Source organism: Ruegeria sp. H7 (genome assembly GCF_056532945.1).
Genome location: NZ_JBQFNZ010000002.1, coordinates 268331 through 282806 on the forward strand (window position 1 = coordinate 268331; position 14476 = coordinate 282806).

The 14476-nt window shown below is 59.7% G+C and carries 14 protein-coding genes; 9 read left to right on the plus strand and 5 right to left on the minus strand.

Annotated features, from left to right (window positions below; translation table 11 throughout):
* Positions 1–194 precede the first annotated feature (194 nt).
* The 3 genes from ACR0AC_RS06350 (at position 195) to ACR0AC_RS06360 (ending at position 4696) form a co-directional block, all read left to right on the plus strand.
* On the plus strand, positions 195–1277 hold the full coding sequence (locus ACR0AC_RS06350) for a TRAP transporter substrate-binding protein DctP (protein WP_170450010.1): 1083 nt from the start codon (positions 195–197) through the stop codon (positions 1275–1277).
* Between the two features lie 120 nt (positions 1278–1397).
* A complete protein-coding gene (locus tag ACR0AC_RS06355) occupies positions 1398–2324 on the plus strand; it encodes a TRAP transporter small permease subunit (RefSeq protein ID WP_170628983.1) in 927 nt (308 codons plus the stop codon).
* A 17-nt stretch (positions 2325–2341) separates the two neighbouring features.
* Positions 2342–4696, plus strand: a complete 2355-nt coding sequence (locus ACR0AC_RS06360) for a TRAP transporter large permease (RefSeq protein ID WP_480872446.1) — start codon at positions 2342–2344, stop codon at positions 4694–4696.
* Between the two features lie 136 nt (positions 4697–4832).
* On the opposite strand, the gene ACR0AC_RS06365 is transcribed toward ACR0AC_RS06360, so the two are convergent.
* The 4 genes from ACR0AC_RS06365 to ACR0AC_RS06380 form a co-directional block, all read right to left on the minus strand.
* Positions 4833–5222: a VOC family protein gene (locus ACR0AC_RS06365; protein WP_480872448.1), complete on the minus strand. Its 390-nt coding sequence runs from the start codon at positions 5220–5222 to the stop codon at positions 4833–4835.
* 6 nt (positions 5223–5228) lie between these two features.
* Positions 5229–6053 (minus strand): arginyltransferase, encoded by an 825-nt coding sequence (locus ACR0AC_RS06370; protein WP_170450018.1) that lies wholly within the window; start codon positions 6051–6053, stop codon positions 5229–5231.
* A gap of 75 nt (positions 6054–6128) precedes the next feature.
* A complete protein-coding gene (locus ACR0AC_RS06375; protein WP_170450020.1) occupies positions 6129–6560 on the minus strand; it encodes an RDD family protein in 432 nt (143 codons plus the stop codon).
* A gap of 66 nt (positions 6561–6626) precedes the next feature.
* Entirely contained in the window at positions 6627–7049 is a 423-nt protein-coding gene (locus tag ACR0AC_RS06380) for a DUF2852 domain-containing protein (RefSeq protein WP_170450023.1), read from the minus strand.
* 143 nt (positions 7050–7192) lie between these two features.
* On the opposite strand from ACR0AC_RS06380, the gene ACR0AC_RS06385 reads away from it, so the two are divergent.
* The 5 genes from ACR0AC_RS06385 to ACR0AC_RS06405 are packed head-to-tail and all read left to right on the plus strand — an operon-like array spanning position 7193 to position 12461.
* Positions 7193–7579 (plus strand): DUF4440 domain-containing protein, encoded by a 387-nt coding sequence (locus tag ACR0AC_RS06385; RefSeq protein WP_480872450.1) that lies wholly within the window; start codon positions 7193–7195, stop codon positions 7577–7579.
* Positions 7580–7628: 49 nt separating this feature from the next.
* Positions 7629–10424 carry a [protein-PII] uridylyltransferase family protein gene (locus tag ACR0AC_RS06390; RefSeq protein ID WP_480872451.1) on the plus strand — a complete coding sequence of 932 codons (2796 nt, stop codon included), beginning with the start codon at positions 7629–7631 and terminating at the stop codon, positions 10422–10424.
* Positions 10408–10680: a hypothetical protein gene (locus ACR0AC_RS06395; protein ID WP_170450028.1), complete on the plus strand. Its 273-nt coding sequence runs from the start codon at positions 10408–10410 to the stop codon at positions 10678–10680. Before ACR0AC_RS06390 ends, ACR0AC_RS06395 begins: the two co-directional genes overlap by 17 nt.
* 39 nt (positions 10681–10719) lie before the next feature.
* Complete coding sequence (locus tag ACR0AC_RS06400; protein WP_480872453.1) at positions 10720–11922, plus strand: RSP_2647 family RNA methyltransferase; 1203 nt, start codon at positions 10720–10722, stop codon at positions 11920–11922.
* Positions 11919–12461: an RSP_2648 family PIN domain-containing protein gene (locus ACR0AC_RS06405; protein ID WP_170450033.1), complete on the plus strand. Its 543-nt coding sequence runs from the start codon at positions 11919–11921 to the stop codon at positions 12459–12461. Before ACR0AC_RS06400 ends, ACR0AC_RS06405 begins: the two co-directional genes overlap by 4 nt.
* Positions 12462–12567: 106 nt before the next feature.
* Here ACR0AC_RS06405 and ACR0AC_RS06410 read toward each other — a convergent pair whose 3' ends face one another.
* Positions 12568–13254: a M48 family metallopeptidase gene (locus ACR0AC_RS06410; RefSeq protein ID WP_480582200.1), complete on the minus strand. Its 687-nt coding sequence runs from the start codon at positions 13252–13254 to the stop codon at positions 12568–12570.
* Positions 13255–13420: 166 nt separating this feature from the next.
* On the opposite strand from ACR0AC_RS06410, the gene ACR0AC_RS06415 reads away from it, so the two are divergent.
* Complete coding sequence (locus ACR0AC_RS06415; RefSeq protein ID WP_480872455.1) at positions 13421–14440, plus strand: restriction endonuclease; 1020 nt, start codon at positions 13421–13423, stop codon at positions 14438–14440.
* Positions 14441–14476 lie beyond the last annotated feature (36 nt).

A 14476-nucleotide genomic window follows, 5' to 3' on the forward strand; every position in this document is an offset into this window, starting at 1 on the left:
GGCTCAAAAGGGCTGAAAAGACGCGATTGGGCTGGAGTTTCACAGGGATTAACCCGCGAAAAAGGGTTAGAAATCCGGTTTTCTACGCAGTAGTAGGTATTCCTTTTCACATCTTCGGCATTACGCTCCGGCCTATTGAATGCGACAGGCCCGGAACTGTCCGGGTTACGACTATAAAGGGGAGGAACACTTATATGGATCGTCGTTCATTTCTGAAAAAATCCGCTCTGGGCGGCTCGGCTGCTGCGGCAACGGCACTGGCGGCTCCGGCCTATGCGCAGGGTCAGCGGACCCTGACCATGGTAACCTCGTGGGGCCGTGGCCTTGCGGGCGTGTTCGACAGCGCACAGCGCTGCGCCGACAGCATCAACGCGATGTCCGATGGCAGCCTGAACGTTGAAATCAAAGCTGCGGGCGAGCTGGTTGGCGCGTTCGAGGTGTTTGACGCGGTATCCTCGGGTCAGGCCGATATGTACCACGCGGCGGACTACTACTTTGTGGGCCAGCATCCGGGCTATGCCTTCTTCACCGCTGTTCCGTTCGGCATGACCGCGCAGGAACTGGTGAACTGGTACTATCACGATGGCGGCATGGAGCTGCATGACGAGCTGGGCTCGATCTTCGGCCTGAAATCCTTCCTGGCTGGCAACACCGGCGCGCAGGCAGGCGGCTGGTACTCGAAAGAGATCAACGGCCCCGAAGACTTCCAGGGTCTGAAATTCCGTATGCCGGGTCTGGGTGGACAGGCGCTGGGCAAGCTGGGTGCATCGGTTCAGAACATTCCGGGTTCGGAAGTGTATCAGGCGCTGTCCTCGGGCGCGATTGACGGCACCGAGTGGATCGGTCCGTGGGCCGACGAAAAGGCCGGTTTCCAGGAAATCACCAAGACCTATTACACCGCAGGCTTCCACGAGCCGGGCGCGGGTCTGTCGCTGGCCACCAACCGCGACGTGTTCGATGAACTGACACCGGCGCAACAGAAGATCATCGAGATCGCAGCCGCCGAAGCGCATCAGTGGAACCTGGCGCAGTTCCTGGCCAATAACGGTGCAGCCCTGCAGCGTCTGCAGTCGGGCGGCGTGAAGGTCATGGAATTCCCGGATGCCGTTTGGGACGCCTTCGGTCAGGCCAGCCAAGAGGTTCTGGACGAAAACATGGGCGACGAGCTGTTCAAGCGGATCCACGACAGCGCCATGGAATCGATGGCAGCATCGTCGGCGTGGAACAACCTGTCGTCGGGCGTCTATACCTCGCAGCGCGACCGCGTTCGCGGCTAAACGCCAGTCATCAGACTAAACGGTTTCCCCGCCTGCGTGGGGAAACCTTTCCTGTTGCATATGCGCGGCCCCATCATGCCGCTATAATCAGCAATGCAACTGACGCGACCCGGGGACAACATGCAGGACGATAACGGTATCTCGTTTTTCGGCGCCCTGTGGAATGGACTGATCTGGTTCATTCAGAACATTGCCGAAGCCTTCTATAATTTCGGATATGCGGTGACGCATCCGCAGCTGTGGCTGAACTGGTCTGACAAAGAAGCGATCATGCGCTTTGTCTATTACGGTGGCTCGGTCGAGTTCTTCTTTGTGGTCTTCACCCTGTTTCTGGTGCTGACGGCCATTGGCCTTTATTACCGGAACTTCATGTGGGGCATGGTGCGCGGGCTCGAAGGGTTTGCGAACACAACCGGGCGGTTTTTCGCATGGGCAGGCCTGCTGATGGTGATCCAGCAGATCGTGATCGTCTTCATGCAACGGGTGTTTGCACGGCCTGATATGTCCTTTGGCCTGGGTATCCCTTTCAGTCAGGATATCAGTTGGTTCGCGGAAGAACTTAAACTGTATAACGCCATGGTCGTTTGCCTGTGCTGCACCTATACATTCGTTCAGGGCGGGCATGTGCGGGTTGACCTGATCTATGCGGGTATCAGCCACCGGGCCAAGCGCGTCGTTGATATGTGCGGAGCCGTGCTGTTCATGATGCCAATGGCGGTGCTGACGTGGATGTATGGCTGGTACTTCATGTGGCGGCACCTGATCGTGCCGAAACCATCGGCCAGTGACACGCTGGATCGCCTCGTGGCCAAGTCACGCGCCCTGCGCTGGAACGTGGAAACCATCGGGTTCAGCCCCAACGGGTTCAACGCCTACTTCCTGTTCAAAATCCTGCTCGTTCTGTTTGCGGGCATGGTGTTCCTGCACGCGGTCGCGTTCCTGTGGCGGTCGTATCTGGAATACGTGGAAGGCCCGGAAAGCGCCGGAAAATACCTCGACAAGGACAGCCTTGGTGAGGGTGAAGAAGCCTATGAAGGCGCACATTAAGGACGGAGACCAAGACAATGCTATTCGGACTTGATGGCGTCGAGATAGGCCTCATTATCGTATTCTTCTGCCTCTTCGGAGGTATCCTGTCCGGGTTCCCGGTGGCCTTTGCCATCGGCGGGGCCGGGGTTATCTCATTCGGGATCATTGCCGCGCTGGACAGCGCCGGGCTGCTGATCCATCAGGCAATCGATACCAGCTCGCAAATGTACCGCGATCTGGTCGCAAAGGGGGTGAAACCGGATTCGGTCTCGGTGTTCCGATACCCTGACTTGCCGAGGATAGGAGAACCTGTCTTCCCGGCGGGATGGGAAACCGCGCTGGACCGCAACGTGTCCTTCATCGTGAACCGCATGAACGAACGTGTTCTGGCCGGTCAGTCGATTGAGACTCTGCTGGCCGTGCTCATGTTCGTTCTGATGGGCATCACACTGGAACGCTCGAAGATCGCAAACGATCTGCTGACCACAATGGCCCGTGTGTTCGGCCCGTTGCCGGGTGGTCTGGCGGTGTCTATCGTGGTTGTGGGTGCGTTTCTGGCCGCCTCGACCGGTATTGTCGGAGCGACCGTGGTGACCATGGGCTTGCTGGCCCTGCCGACCATGTTGCGGAATAACTACTCGCCCGAATTGGCAACCGGTGTCATCGCGGCCTCGGGGACGCTGGGGCAAATCATTCCGCCCTCGATTGTGATCGTTCTTCTGGGGACTCTGGCGGGTGATCTTTATTCGACCGCGCAGGAAACCCGCGCGGTTGAGGCCGGATGTACCGATGCGCTGACCTATCTGGGCGAGCCTGCGGTGGTCTCGGTCGGAACCCTGTTCCAGGCGGCGCTGCTGCCCGGGATCATGCTGGCCTTGCTCTATGCGCTTTATGCCTTTGGCTACGCGTTGCTGAACCCCGACAAGGCCCCCGCGGTGGAACTGACCGGCGGCTCGGGCGAGGCGATCACGCGGTCCGAAGGTCTGACATGGTTGCTGGGTGCACCGGCTGCGATCATTATTGGAGCGATCCTGTTGGGCAGTGCCGGGGTGATCGGCAGCCAGAATATCTCGGTCTCGGCCTTCTCGGATGTGGGGCAGGGCGCATCACTGCGCACGAACGTGTCCGAAGAGTGTAAAGCGTCGATGATCGACCTGCACGGTCAAGCGGCCTGGGATCAGGCGGTGGCCGAGCAGGAAGAGATCGACGCCGCCGGTGGCATCGCCAATGCCGAACGTCTGAGCGAAGAGGAACTGGCCGCCGCCCGCGAGGCCAAGATCGCCAGCGCCGCGCCCATCGGCACTGGTGTCGCGATTGTCGTGGTTCTGCTGGCGCTGACCCTGGTTCTGGGTCGGGGCATCGCCCCGTCGCGTTCGCCGCAGCCTTTGATCGTGGGGGCGATTGGCCTTCTGTTGATGTTGCTGGTCGATATTCTGTTTATCGCGCCGACAACCTCATCCGGGCTGACCTTTGTTCTGCTGGCCATACCCTTTGCCATCGCGATTTACGGGTGCAGAGAGGCCGCCGCGCGCTGTGCGACAAACGATCTGATCCGGGTGGTGTTCCCGCCGCTGGTTCTGATCATCGCCGTGCTGGGTTCGATCCTGGGCGGTATCACCAACCCCACACCCGCTGCGGCGCTGGGGGCGGGTGGTGCGATCATGCTGGCAGCCTATCGCAAGCTGCAGGATCAGGAGCGGTCAGGCAGCGTGATCATCTGGTCAACCTTTGCAGTGATCATCTGCCTGCTGATGGGCGTGAATTTCGATCTGCGCATCTCTCAGGGGAATGTGCCGGTCGAAACCTGGATCGCGTTTTTTCTGGCTTATGCGGCATACCTTTATGCTCTGTTTGGTCTGATCTTTGGTTGCTGGGTCTTGTTCTCCAGCGGGGTTCTGAGCCCGGTGGTGCGGGAAACGGCCAAAGTGACCTCGATGGTGTTCACCATCCTGATCGGGTCGCAGTTGCTGAACCTTGTGGTGATTTCCTTCGGGGGCGAACACTATATCCAGCAATTCCTCAAGAGCTTTGACAACGAGTTCACGGTCTTCCTGATTGTGATGCTGGTGCTGTTCATTCTGGGTTTTGTGCTGGATTTCCTTGAGATCATCTACATCGTGATCCCCATCGTGGGCCCGGTGATCTATGGCGGGTCGTTTGATCCGAAATGGGTGACGATCATGGTGGCGGTGAACCTGCAGACCTCGTTCCTGACGCCGCCGTTCGGGTTCGCGCTATTCTACCTGCGCGGGGTTGCGCCGAAAGAGGTGACGACGGGCCATATCTATCGTGGTGTGGTGCCGTTTGTGATCATTCAGGTGGTGGGGATTGCGATCCTGTGGTCCTTCCCGGCGATTGTGACTATTGTGCCGGATTTGATCCCGAATTGATCTGATTGGGTGATCAAATTGAAAAAGGGGGCCTGCTGGCCCCCTTTTGCTTGTTTGTTTGGCGTTAAGGGGCCAGCCCCTTCTTGGCCTGCGGCCAATTCAACCCCGAGATATTTTTGGCCAGATGAAGAATGGATCAGGTGAACTGGATCAGGTCCCAGCGATTGCCGAACGGGTCGCGCCAGACGGCGACCGAGCCATAGGGTTCATGGCGCGGCTCTTCTTCGAAGGTGACGCCTTTGCCTTGCATGTTCGTGTGGTCGCGTTCGAAGTCATCGGTTTGCAGGAAGAAACCGACCCGGCCGCCCGTTTGGTTGCCGATGGCGACGCTTTGATCCGGGCCGTCGGCTTTGGCCAGTAGCAGGGAGGCACCGTCAGAGCCGGGAGGTGTGACAAGGACCCAGCGTTTACCGCCGCCGAGGTCGATATCCTGTGTCAGGGCGAAGTTCAGCGTTTCAGTGTAGAATTCGATTGCAGCATCATACTCCGGCACCACAAGGGTGACGGCGTGCAGGGTCTGTTTCATGTTGGGTCAGCCTTTGGTGGGGTGGCGGTCTGGCAGTTGGATATTCGCCACCTGTTCGGCAATGGGTGCCGAGGACAGAGGGTGATGAGACTCGTCCGAGAAGGTGTCGGGGTTCCGGATCTTCTGCCATTGCCCCTGCACATAGGCTTCGAGCCCTGAGAACTTGGCCTTGTACCCCATTTTCGGACTGCCGGGCACCCAGTAACCCAGGTAGATATAGGGCAGGCCGGCCTCGCGCGCGATTTCGATATGGTCGAGTATCATGTAGGTGCCCAGAGAGTTCTGAGGCTGCAGCGGATCATAGAAGGAATAGACCATGCTCAGCCCGTCATCGAGCACATCGGTCAGGCTGACGGCAATCAGGTTGCCGGTTTCGGGGTCGGCATATTCCACAACGCGGCTGCGGATCGGGGTTTCCTCGATCATCGCGGCGAATTCGAAGACGTCCATATCGGCCATGCCCCCATCGGCGTGGCGGGTATCGAGGTAGCGGCGGAACAGTTCGTATTGTTCGTCCGTGGCCCAGGGCGATGTGGCGCGGCGTTGCAGGTAAGAGTTGCGTTTTGCCGCGCGTTTCTGGCTTTTGGTCGGGCGAAAGGCGGCAACGTCGATCCGGGCCGACAGGCAGGCCGCGCAATCTGTGCAGGACGGGCGATAGAGCACGTTTTGCGACCGGCGAAATCCTTGTTGTGACAGGGAATTGTTCAGCTGGTCTGCGCCTTCGCCTTGCAGGGCGGTAAAAAGCTTACGTTCCATCCTGCCCTCAAGATAAGGGCAGGGCTGGGGGGCCGTCACATAGAATTGTGGCGCAATTGGCAGCGTGTGTCGCATGAAGGTCCCATGTAGCCTCGGACCGGATGATAGCAACGGTTTTTGATGCCGCCAAGTGATTCACGCGAAGGCTGTTCAGGCCCGCTGATTGATCATGACTGTGCCCAGGAAGGCATCGGTCAGGCCCTGACAACGGGCGCTGGTCAGCATCATGATGATCGAGATGATCTGGACCACGAAAAACGCCATGCTGATGAAGTATCCGGCGGTATGGGCCACGGCTTTGCCCATATCCATACGCTCGCCGAAGGAATCGCGCAGCTCGATCCCCATGAAGCGCATGCCCAGAGTGGCCGAGCCGTTCGAAATGGTGATCACTCGGTAGACAAAGCTGATGACTGCATAAATCAGCGGCAGGAAGAACAGCCCCGCGCCAAATGTCAGGAAGACGGGCACGATGCACAGCAGTGAGATAAAGGCGATGTCGAACAGCCACGCGACAAAGCGTTTGGTCGCGACGGATCGGTAAAATTCGGGCTGGCGATCAGGATCGGGCAGGTGGGTCATGTATAACTGTCTCAGAGATAAGGTCGTGTCACCCTGTCCCGAAAATTCGGGACAGGGCAAGGGGCTTTAGGCAGGTTCGCCTTTGCCTTCGTCTTCGGTGTTCTCGCGGGCGCGTTCATCCATGAACTGGTCGAACTCGGCCTTGTCCTTGGCTTCACGCAGGCGATGCAGGAAGGCCTCGAAATCCTGCTGTTCGCGTTCCAGCCGTGCCAGAGTGTCTGCCTTGTAGGCGTCGAACGCGCTGTTGCCGGAAGGTTTCATGGCGCTCATATGGCTGTGCCAGGATTTGCGGCGGCTGCAGGACTTGCTGAACATGCGTTTGCTCCAGATCATATAGGCCAGAAGGGCCAGGCCCAGGGGCCAGAAGAAGATGAAACCAAGGACCATGGCGGCGATCCAGGCGCCTTTGCCTTTGTCGTCCATCCAGGCCTCGGTGCGGTGAAGCCATCCCGGGTTTGCAGGGGCGGCGGGTTCGGACAATGCGGTCATGTGGTCTCTCCAGGGTTTGATGTAAATTCCTTTCACATTGTCTAGATGGGGAGGTTCTGACCGGTTGCAAGGGGTCGATGTGAAAAAGATTTACATTTTGTGGATCGGTTGACGGCAGAGGGCTTCGCGCGCAGGGTGCAGGCATGACTGTAGAAATCGAAACCGCCCCTTCGCTTGCTGATATTCTGAAGCTTGAAACGCAGGTCTGGGCCGCATTGGTCAATGGTGATGCCAGCGCCGACAGGGCACTGCTGAGCGCTGATTTTCTGGGTGTTTATCCCTCTGGCTTTGCCAATCGCGACGACCATGTGGGTCAGTTCGCAGATGCACCGACAATGGCCGAGTTCAAGCTGAGCCAGGAAAAGCTGCGGGTTCTGACGCCTGACATCGTGCTGTTGTCCTATAGGGCGGATTACCTGCGCCCTGACGCCACCGAATGGGGCGCGATGCTGATTTCCTCCCTATGGGAGCGTCGGCATGGGGTTTGGGTCAACAGCTTTAGCCAGGACACTCCGGTTCAGGACCTGTGATGCGTTTGCCCCATTGACCTTGCCCTGCGGCGATGCGCAGGGTCCGGGTATGAATAATAGCCTGTCCATCAATCGTCTGCCGCGTGCGTTTGATCCCTCGCTGGGGGATGAAACGCGCGCTTTGATCCCGGATCTGAGTGCTGAGCAAGGCGATCTGATCGCCGGGACGGCTGGATCAAGCCCCTATCTTAAAGGTCTGATCGAGCAAGAAAGAGAGTGGTTGCCAAACGCGCTGCACCATCCGGATGAGGCGCTGGAAGAGGTTATGGCAACGGCTCGTGCGCTTGCGCCTGACCAGCTTAAACCGGGCCTGAGACTTGCCAAGCGCCGCATGGCAGTGCTGACCGCTTTGGCCGACATCGCGGGCGCATGGCCGTTGGAAAAGGTGACCGCTGCGCTGACCGATTTCGGAGCTTTGGCGGCGGATGTGGCGGCCAAGGCCGAGATTGCCACCCTGATCCGCCGCAACAAACTGCCCGGCATGACCGAAGATGACGTCGAAACCGCCGCCGGTATGGTCATTCTGGCGATGGGCAAGATGGGTGCGCATGAACTGAATTACAGCTCGGACATCGATCTGATCGTGTTGTTTGACGAGACGCGGTTTGATCCGGATGACTTCTACGAAGCCCGGCAGGGGATGGTGCGGGCCACCCGCAATTTCTGTGCCACGCTTAGCGACAAGACCGCCGATGGCTATGTGTTCCGCACCGATTTGCGGTTGCGGCCCGATCCGGCGGTGACTCCGGTCTGCATGGCGATGGAAGCGGCCGAGCGGTACTACGAAAGCCTGGGCCGCACGTGGGAGCGTGCAGCTTATATCAAGGCGCGCGCCTGCGCGGGCGACATTGCAGCCGGGCAGCGGTTTCTGGAAACGCTGCGCCCCTTTGTCTGGCGTCGGCATCTGGATTTCGCCGCCATTCAGGACGCCCACGACATGCGCCTGCGCATTCGCGAGAACAAGCGGACGGGCGGCAGCCTCTCGATCCCGGGCCACGACATGAAACTGGGGCAGGGCGGGATACGCGAGATCGAGTTCTTCACCCAGACCCGCCAGTTGATCGCCGGGGGACGCGATCCGGATCTTCGCGTGCGGGGGACAGTGCCCGGACTGGCAGCCTTGGCTGCAAAAGGCTGGGTGCCGGAAGACGTTGCTGAAAAGCTGACCGATCACTATCGCGCCCATCGCGAGGTCGAACATCGCATCCAGATGATCCATGACGCCCAGACCCATAAGGTGCCGAAATCCGCGGACGGGATCGAACGCGTCGCCTGCCTGATGGGGACCACCAGCGCGGACCTGACCGCTGACCTGACCCGCCACCTGAGCGAAGTGCATGAGCTGACCGAAGGGTTCTTTGCCCCCGGACCCGGGGCGTCTCCGACACCGGAACAAGAGGTCACGTTTGACAAGAGCATTCTGGCCCGATGGGCGACCTATCCGGCGCTGCGCTCACAACGGGGCAGGCGGATCTTTGACCGGCTCCGGCCTGAGCTTTTGTCGCGCCTCGCCAAGACGGCCAAGCCCGAGGAGGCGCTGTTGGCGCTGGACGGGTTTCTGGCCGGTCTGCCTGCTGGCGTGCAGCTGTTTTCCCTGTTCGAGGCCAACCCCCAACTGATTGATCTGCTGATCGACATTGTGGGCACGTCTCATGCGTTGGCCTCGCACCTGTCGCGCAATGCGTCTGTGTTCGATGCCGTGATCGGTGGCAGTTTCTTTGCCGACTGGCCGGGGCAAGCGGCGTTGCAGGCGGAACTTGTGCAGGCGCTGGAGGACGAGGCAGATTACGAGACCCAGCTTGATCTGGCGCGGCGCTGGTGCAAGGAGTGGCATTTCCGTGTCGGTGTGCACCACTTGCGTGGGTTGATCGACGGCGCGCAAGCCGGTCGCCAATACGCCGATCTGGCGCAGGCGGTCATCGCGGCGATCTTGCCTCATGTGGCCGACAATTTCGCCCGCAAACACGGGCCTGCACCGGGCCGCGGTGCGGCGGTTCTGGGCATGGGGTCGCTGGGGGCAGGGCGGATCAATTCACAATCCGATCTGGACATGATCGTGATCTACGATCCGCTGGATCAGGATATGTCCGATGGCCCGCGTCCGCTGGCGACACGCACATACTATGCCCGCTTCACGCAGGCGCTGATCACGGCACTGTCGGCCCCAATGTCTCAGGGCCGCCTCTACGAGGTCGATATGCGCCTGCGCCCCTCGGGCAATCAGGGGCCGGTCGCCACCAGCTGGGCCAGCTTCACCCATTATCAGCAGGAAGAGGCATGGGTCTGGGAACACCTCGCCCTGACGCGCGCCCATGTGGTCGCGGGCGACGCCGGTCTGGCAAATGATATTGAAACCTTTCGGGCCGAATTCCTGTCGCACCAGCGTGAGGCCGACAGGGTGCTGCATGAAGTGGCCGAGATGCGCACCCGTCTGGCCGCCGCAAAAGCACCTGCTGGCGTTTGGGATGCCAAAAACGGCCCCGGTCGGATGATGGATATCGAGTTGATGGCGGAGACCGGCGCATTGCTGGCGGGCATCGCGGAGCGGGATGTCCGCTCGGGCCTCGACGGTGCAGTCGCTGCCGGTTTGCTGGATGTCGCGCAGGCACAAACGCTCAAGGACAGTTACGATCTATGCTGGTCGGTGCAATGCGCGGCGCGGCTGCTTTCGGGCAAGGTGATCGAAGCGGATGACATTGGCGAGGGCGGAACCGCTTTCCTCTGCCGGGCCACAGGGTTCGATCAGGTCGATGCGCTGCAATCCGCGCTGCAAGACAGTTACACATCCGCCGCCGCGATCATCGGCAGCGTAATCAAAGAGGGCGAAGATGGCGCGCAGCACTGATCCCAACGACCCCAAGGGCCTGATCCGCGAGGCGTACAACATCGAAGGTATCGCCCTGCCGGAATGCCGCAGCATTTTCCTCGACTGGGCGCTGAGCTTGCCGGAGGGGTTGGATCAGAAACAGGCGCTGGCCACCTTGCACGCCGCCTATGCCGCGCAGGAGGCAGATCACCCGATGACACAGGTGCTGGCCGAGGGGTTGCAATCCGCTCAGGCCCCGAAACGACGTGGCGGCTGGCGCTCGCGCCCGCGCTAAGGGCTTTTCCTTCGCTCTGTTCGCGACTATGAGGCGATCATGACCCAAACCGACGACCGCCCCCGTATCCGCCTGAAACCCAAAGCCAACGCGCGCGGACTGCGCCACGGGTTCCCGTGGGTCTACGCCAATGACATCGTCACCGACCGCCGCACCCGAAAAATCCCCGCCGGGGCGCTGGCCCTGCTCGAAGATGACAAACGCGCGCCAATTGCCTTGGTGGCCGTCAACCCCGAGTCCAAAATCATGTGCCGTGTGCTGGACCGCGACCTCGACGCCGAGTTGAACGCGGATTGGTTCGAAACCCGCCTGCGCCGCGCGCTTGACATGCGCGAGCGTCTGTTCGATGCGCCATACTACCGCCTGATCCATGCCGAGGCCGACGGCTTTCCCGGTGTGATCATCGACCGCTTCGGCGATGCCTGTGTGATCCAGCCCAACGCCGCCTGGGCCGAGGCACATCTGGAGACACTGACCGAGGCGCTGGTCAAGGTGACCGGAGTGACGACCGTCCTCAAAAACGCCTCAGGCCGCACCCGCGGGCTTGAGGGGTTGGATGACATGAACCAAACCCTGCGCGGCTCAGCACCCCAAGTGCCACTGCCGGTGCCGATGAATGGCGCAACTTTTATGGCCGACCTGACCGGCGGCCAGAAAACCGGCCTGTTCTACGATCAGCGCCCGAACCATGCCTTTGCTGCCCGACTGGTTCATCCCGGCGCACAGGTGCTGGATGTGTTCAGCCATGTGGGCGGCTTTGGCCTCGCCATGCTGGCCGGAGGGGCCGCGCAGGCTACCTGCGTCGATGGCTCTGCCGCCGCTTTGGAGTTGGCAAGCAAAGGGGCCGAGGCTACCGGCTGCTCGGGTCGTTTCCGGACCCGCCAGGGCGACGCTTTCGACGTGCTGACCCAACTGGGCGAGGAGGGCGCGCAATTCGACGTTGTCATCTGCGACCCGCCCGCTTTCGCACCTTCGAAACAGGCACTGGATGCGGGGCTGCGCGCGTATGAGCGCATCGCGCGTCTGGCCGCGCCGCTGGTCAAGCCCGGTGGCTATCTGGGCCTCTGCTCCTGCTCACACGCCGCCGATCTTGGACGCTTCCGCGACGCCTCATCGCGCGGGATCGGCCGGGCCGGACGCCAAGCGCAACTGATCCACACAGGTTTCGCAGGCCCCGACCACCCGCAACTGCCGCAACTGGCCGAAAGCGGTTACCTCAAAGCCGTGTTCTACCGGCTGTGAAGGCGGTTCTGGACACCTGCGTCATCTACCCCACGGTGATGCGAGAGATGCTGCTGGGTGCCGCCAAACTCGGCCATTTCACCCCGATCTGGTCGGCCCGCATCCTAGAGGAATGGGCCCGCGCCGCCCGCAAACTCGGCCCCGAGGGCGAGGCCCAGGCCCGCGCCGAAATCGCCCTGGCTCAGGCGCAATGGCCGCAGGCCGAACGCGCGCCCGCAACGGGGCTTGAACAACGTCTGTGGCTGCCTGACCCGGCAGATATCCACGTTCTGGCAACTGCCATTGACGCCTCAGCCGACCTTATCGCCACGGTCAACGCCAAGGATTTTCCCAAAAACATCCTTGCGGAAGAGGGGCTTGGCCGCCGCGACCCCGACACTCTGCTTCACAGCTTCTGGCAAACCGACCCCGACGGCATGACCAATACCGCCACCCAAATCCTGGCCGAAGCCAACCGCCTGTCCGGCGACCAATGGACCTTGCGCGCGCTGATGAAAAAAGCCCGCCTGCCGCGTCTGGGCAAAGCACTCACTCAATAGGCGGGATCCCACTTCATCTGGCTGAAAATATCTCGGAGAGCCGCCATTGGTGCGCCATTGGTTCGAGCGCCAATGGCGGCGAGGCTGGCCTCTCGCTACGCCCCCTTCAGCCACCCGCCCAACGCTGCTCAAGCGCCTCCAACGCCGCAATCCGCTCACCCGTCTTCGGATGGCTCATGAGCCAGGCAGGCACCATTCCAGCCCTCTGCTGCGTCAGATCTTCCAGCTTGTGAAACAGGGATTTCTGCGGCTCGATCCCGATCCCGGCCTTGGTCAGCAAAGCAGCGGCGTATTCGTCAGCCTCATACTCATCCTGCCGCGACAGGCGCGAGGCCAGCAGTGAGGTCAGCGCATTGGCGATCATCGCGCCGACAAACGGAATGAACCGGTTCAGCACCAGGATCAGCGCCGTGCGCAAGGCGTTCTGTCCCGAGAAATCGATCATCCGACGCCGCGCATGACCCAAGGCCACATGCCCCAGCTCATGCGCAATCACGCTGGCCATTTCTTCGGCCGAAACCTCACCGTTCCGGAACTTGCGATAAAACCCGCGCGTGATGAAAATCCGCCCATCCGGCGCGGCCAGACCGTTCACCGGATCAATCTCATAAATATAAACCGGCACCCGCGCGATATCCAAAGCGGCGGCCAGCCGGTCGGTCATCCGCTTCAACGCCGGATCAGCCAGCTCGGTCGACTTCTGGTCCAACTCACGATGGGTGCGCCAGACGGAAATCCGGTACATCACAAGGCCATAAGCGATGGCCAGCAGGATCGGGGTGAAACGCAGCATGGGGTAGATATGGTAGCGCTTCACTTCGAGAGCAAATAAAAATTCTTTAAGTCGGCTGTGCGCACTTTCCCGCCATATCGCGACCGTCGTTTCACATGCGACCTGCTCGCCTTATTGCTTCAACGTTGCTGTTTGGAAACGCAACGTGTTGTGGTAGTTCACAGTTATGACAAAGCGTGGCACAGCCTACGAATTGGCGCTCACTCAGATCATTGAAGCGATCGAACCAAACGCGTTAGTAACCCAAGGCGCATGGGTCGATGGCCCGGATGGAAGTAGAGAGGTCGATGTAATGATAGAACACCAAGTTTTGGACGACACTCGAAGATTTCTGTTTGAGTGTAAGGACTACAAAAAAAAGCGGCGTATCGGGATCGCCACACTAGACGCTTTTGAATCCAAGCTTAGAGACCTCGGGGCCGATGGAGGCGCAATATGCTCGAACGCCGATTTTTCTGACCCTGCACGCCGAAAGGCTGCGCGCTGCGATATCGGGTTAATTGGAGTTCTACGCACCTCCGACAAGCCAAATTTTGACATCATCGAGTACTTTGAGCGTAGAGAAGTGACGTTTCCGGACGGGCGTTTGGACATGAACGCAAAATGGCTGGCTTCGTTTCCAAGTTCACAGAAGCACTTTCTGAATGAAAAACTATTCTCAGGTTATTCTATTGCCGACTTCGCGTTGTTTATTTTTTGCTATGGCATGATGCAGTATCCCGTTGTGAACGGCCGCCCCGAATTTGTTTACGAATTTCCGGAAGCGCTGACTGCATCTGAGTTTCCAGACAATGGAATTAAGTCAATTTCGGCGTCGGCAGATATTCGTGGTGCCTGGTTACGAAAGAAGTCAAGAATATCTGCAACTCAGGCGATTTACCTATGGCACCACCACAAGATTATAGTCCCTCACGGCGAAGAAAGGGTAACCTTCCACGACGCAGCCTTTGATGACCCAAAATACTGGAAGAAGCAGCCATTGCGCGAAAACAGTTCAATGATGGAACTATGCTTGATCGGCTTATCCAACCTCGGAGTAAAACCAGACCCCAAGTTGGCAAGTATCATTAATTTTCGATCGATCAAGCTGGTAAATCCGTCCGCAAATCTGACAACCTCGATCACAAAGAGCGCATACTCTAAGGACTACCGAAAACGTCTGAAAGAGCAAAAGCTAACAGGCTAACTGACATTTGCCCGTACTGCGCACCAGTCCTCATTA

What these genes read in the sequence shown, in the direction of transcription:
- ACR0AC_RS06415 (WP_480872455.1), top strand. Translation starts at nt 13,421, where the DNA reads ATGACAAAGCGTGGCACAGCCTACGAATTGGCGCTCACTCAGATCATT.
- ACR0AC_RS06350 (WP_170450010.1), top strand. Translation starts at nt 195, where the DNA reads ATGGATCGTCGTTCATTTCTGAAAAAATCCGCTCTGGGCGGCTCGGCT.
- ACR0AC_RS06375 (WP_170450020.1), bottom strand. Translation starts at nt 6,560, where the DNA reads ATGACCCACCTGCCCGATCCTGATCGCCAGCCCGAATTTTACCGATCC.
- ACR0AC_RS06410 (WP_480582200.1), bottom strand. Translation starts at nt 13,254, where the DNA reads ATGCTGCGTTTCACCCCGATCCTGCTGGCCATCGCTTATGGCCTTGTG.
- ACR0AC_RS06395 (WP_170450028.1), top strand. Translation starts at nt 10,408, where the DNA reads ATGGCGCGCAGCACTGATCCCAACGACCCCAAGGGCCTGATCCGCGAG.
- ACR0AC_RS06380 (WP_170450023.1), bottom strand. Translation starts at nt 7,049, where the DNA reads ATGACCGCATTGTCCGAACCCGCCGCCCCTGCAAACCCGGGATGGCTT.
- ACR0AC_RS06365 (WP_480872448.1), bottom strand. Translation starts at nt 5,222, where the DNA reads ATGAAACAGACCCTGCACGCCGTCACCCTTGTGGTGCCGGAGTATGAT.
- ACR0AC_RS06355 (WP_170628983.1), top strand. Translation starts at nt 1,398, where the DNA reads ATGCAGGACGATAACGGTATCTCGTTTTTCGGCGCCCTGTGGAATGGA.
- ACR0AC_RS06385 (WP_480872450.1), top strand. Translation starts at nt 7,193, where the DNA reads ATGACTGTAGAAATCGAAACCGCCCCTTCGCTTGCTGATATTCTGAAG.
- ACR0AC_RS06390 (WP_480872451.1), top strand. Translation starts at nt 7,629, where the DNA reads ATGAATAATAGCCTGTCCATCAATCGTCTGCCGCGTGCGTTTGATCCC.
- ACR0AC_RS06360 (WP_480872446.1), top strand. Translation starts at nt 2,342, where the DNA reads ATGCTATTCGGACTTGATGGCGTCGAGATAGGCCTCATTATCGTATTC.
- ACR0AC_RS06370 (WP_170450018.1), bottom strand. Translation starts at nt 6,053, where the DNA reads ATGCGACACACGCTGCCAATTGCGCCACAATTCTATGTGACGGCCCCC.
- ACR0AC_RS06400 (WP_480872453.1), top strand. Translation starts at nt 10,720, where the DNA reads ATGACCCAAACCGACGACCGCCCCCGTATCCGCCTGAAACCCAAAGCC.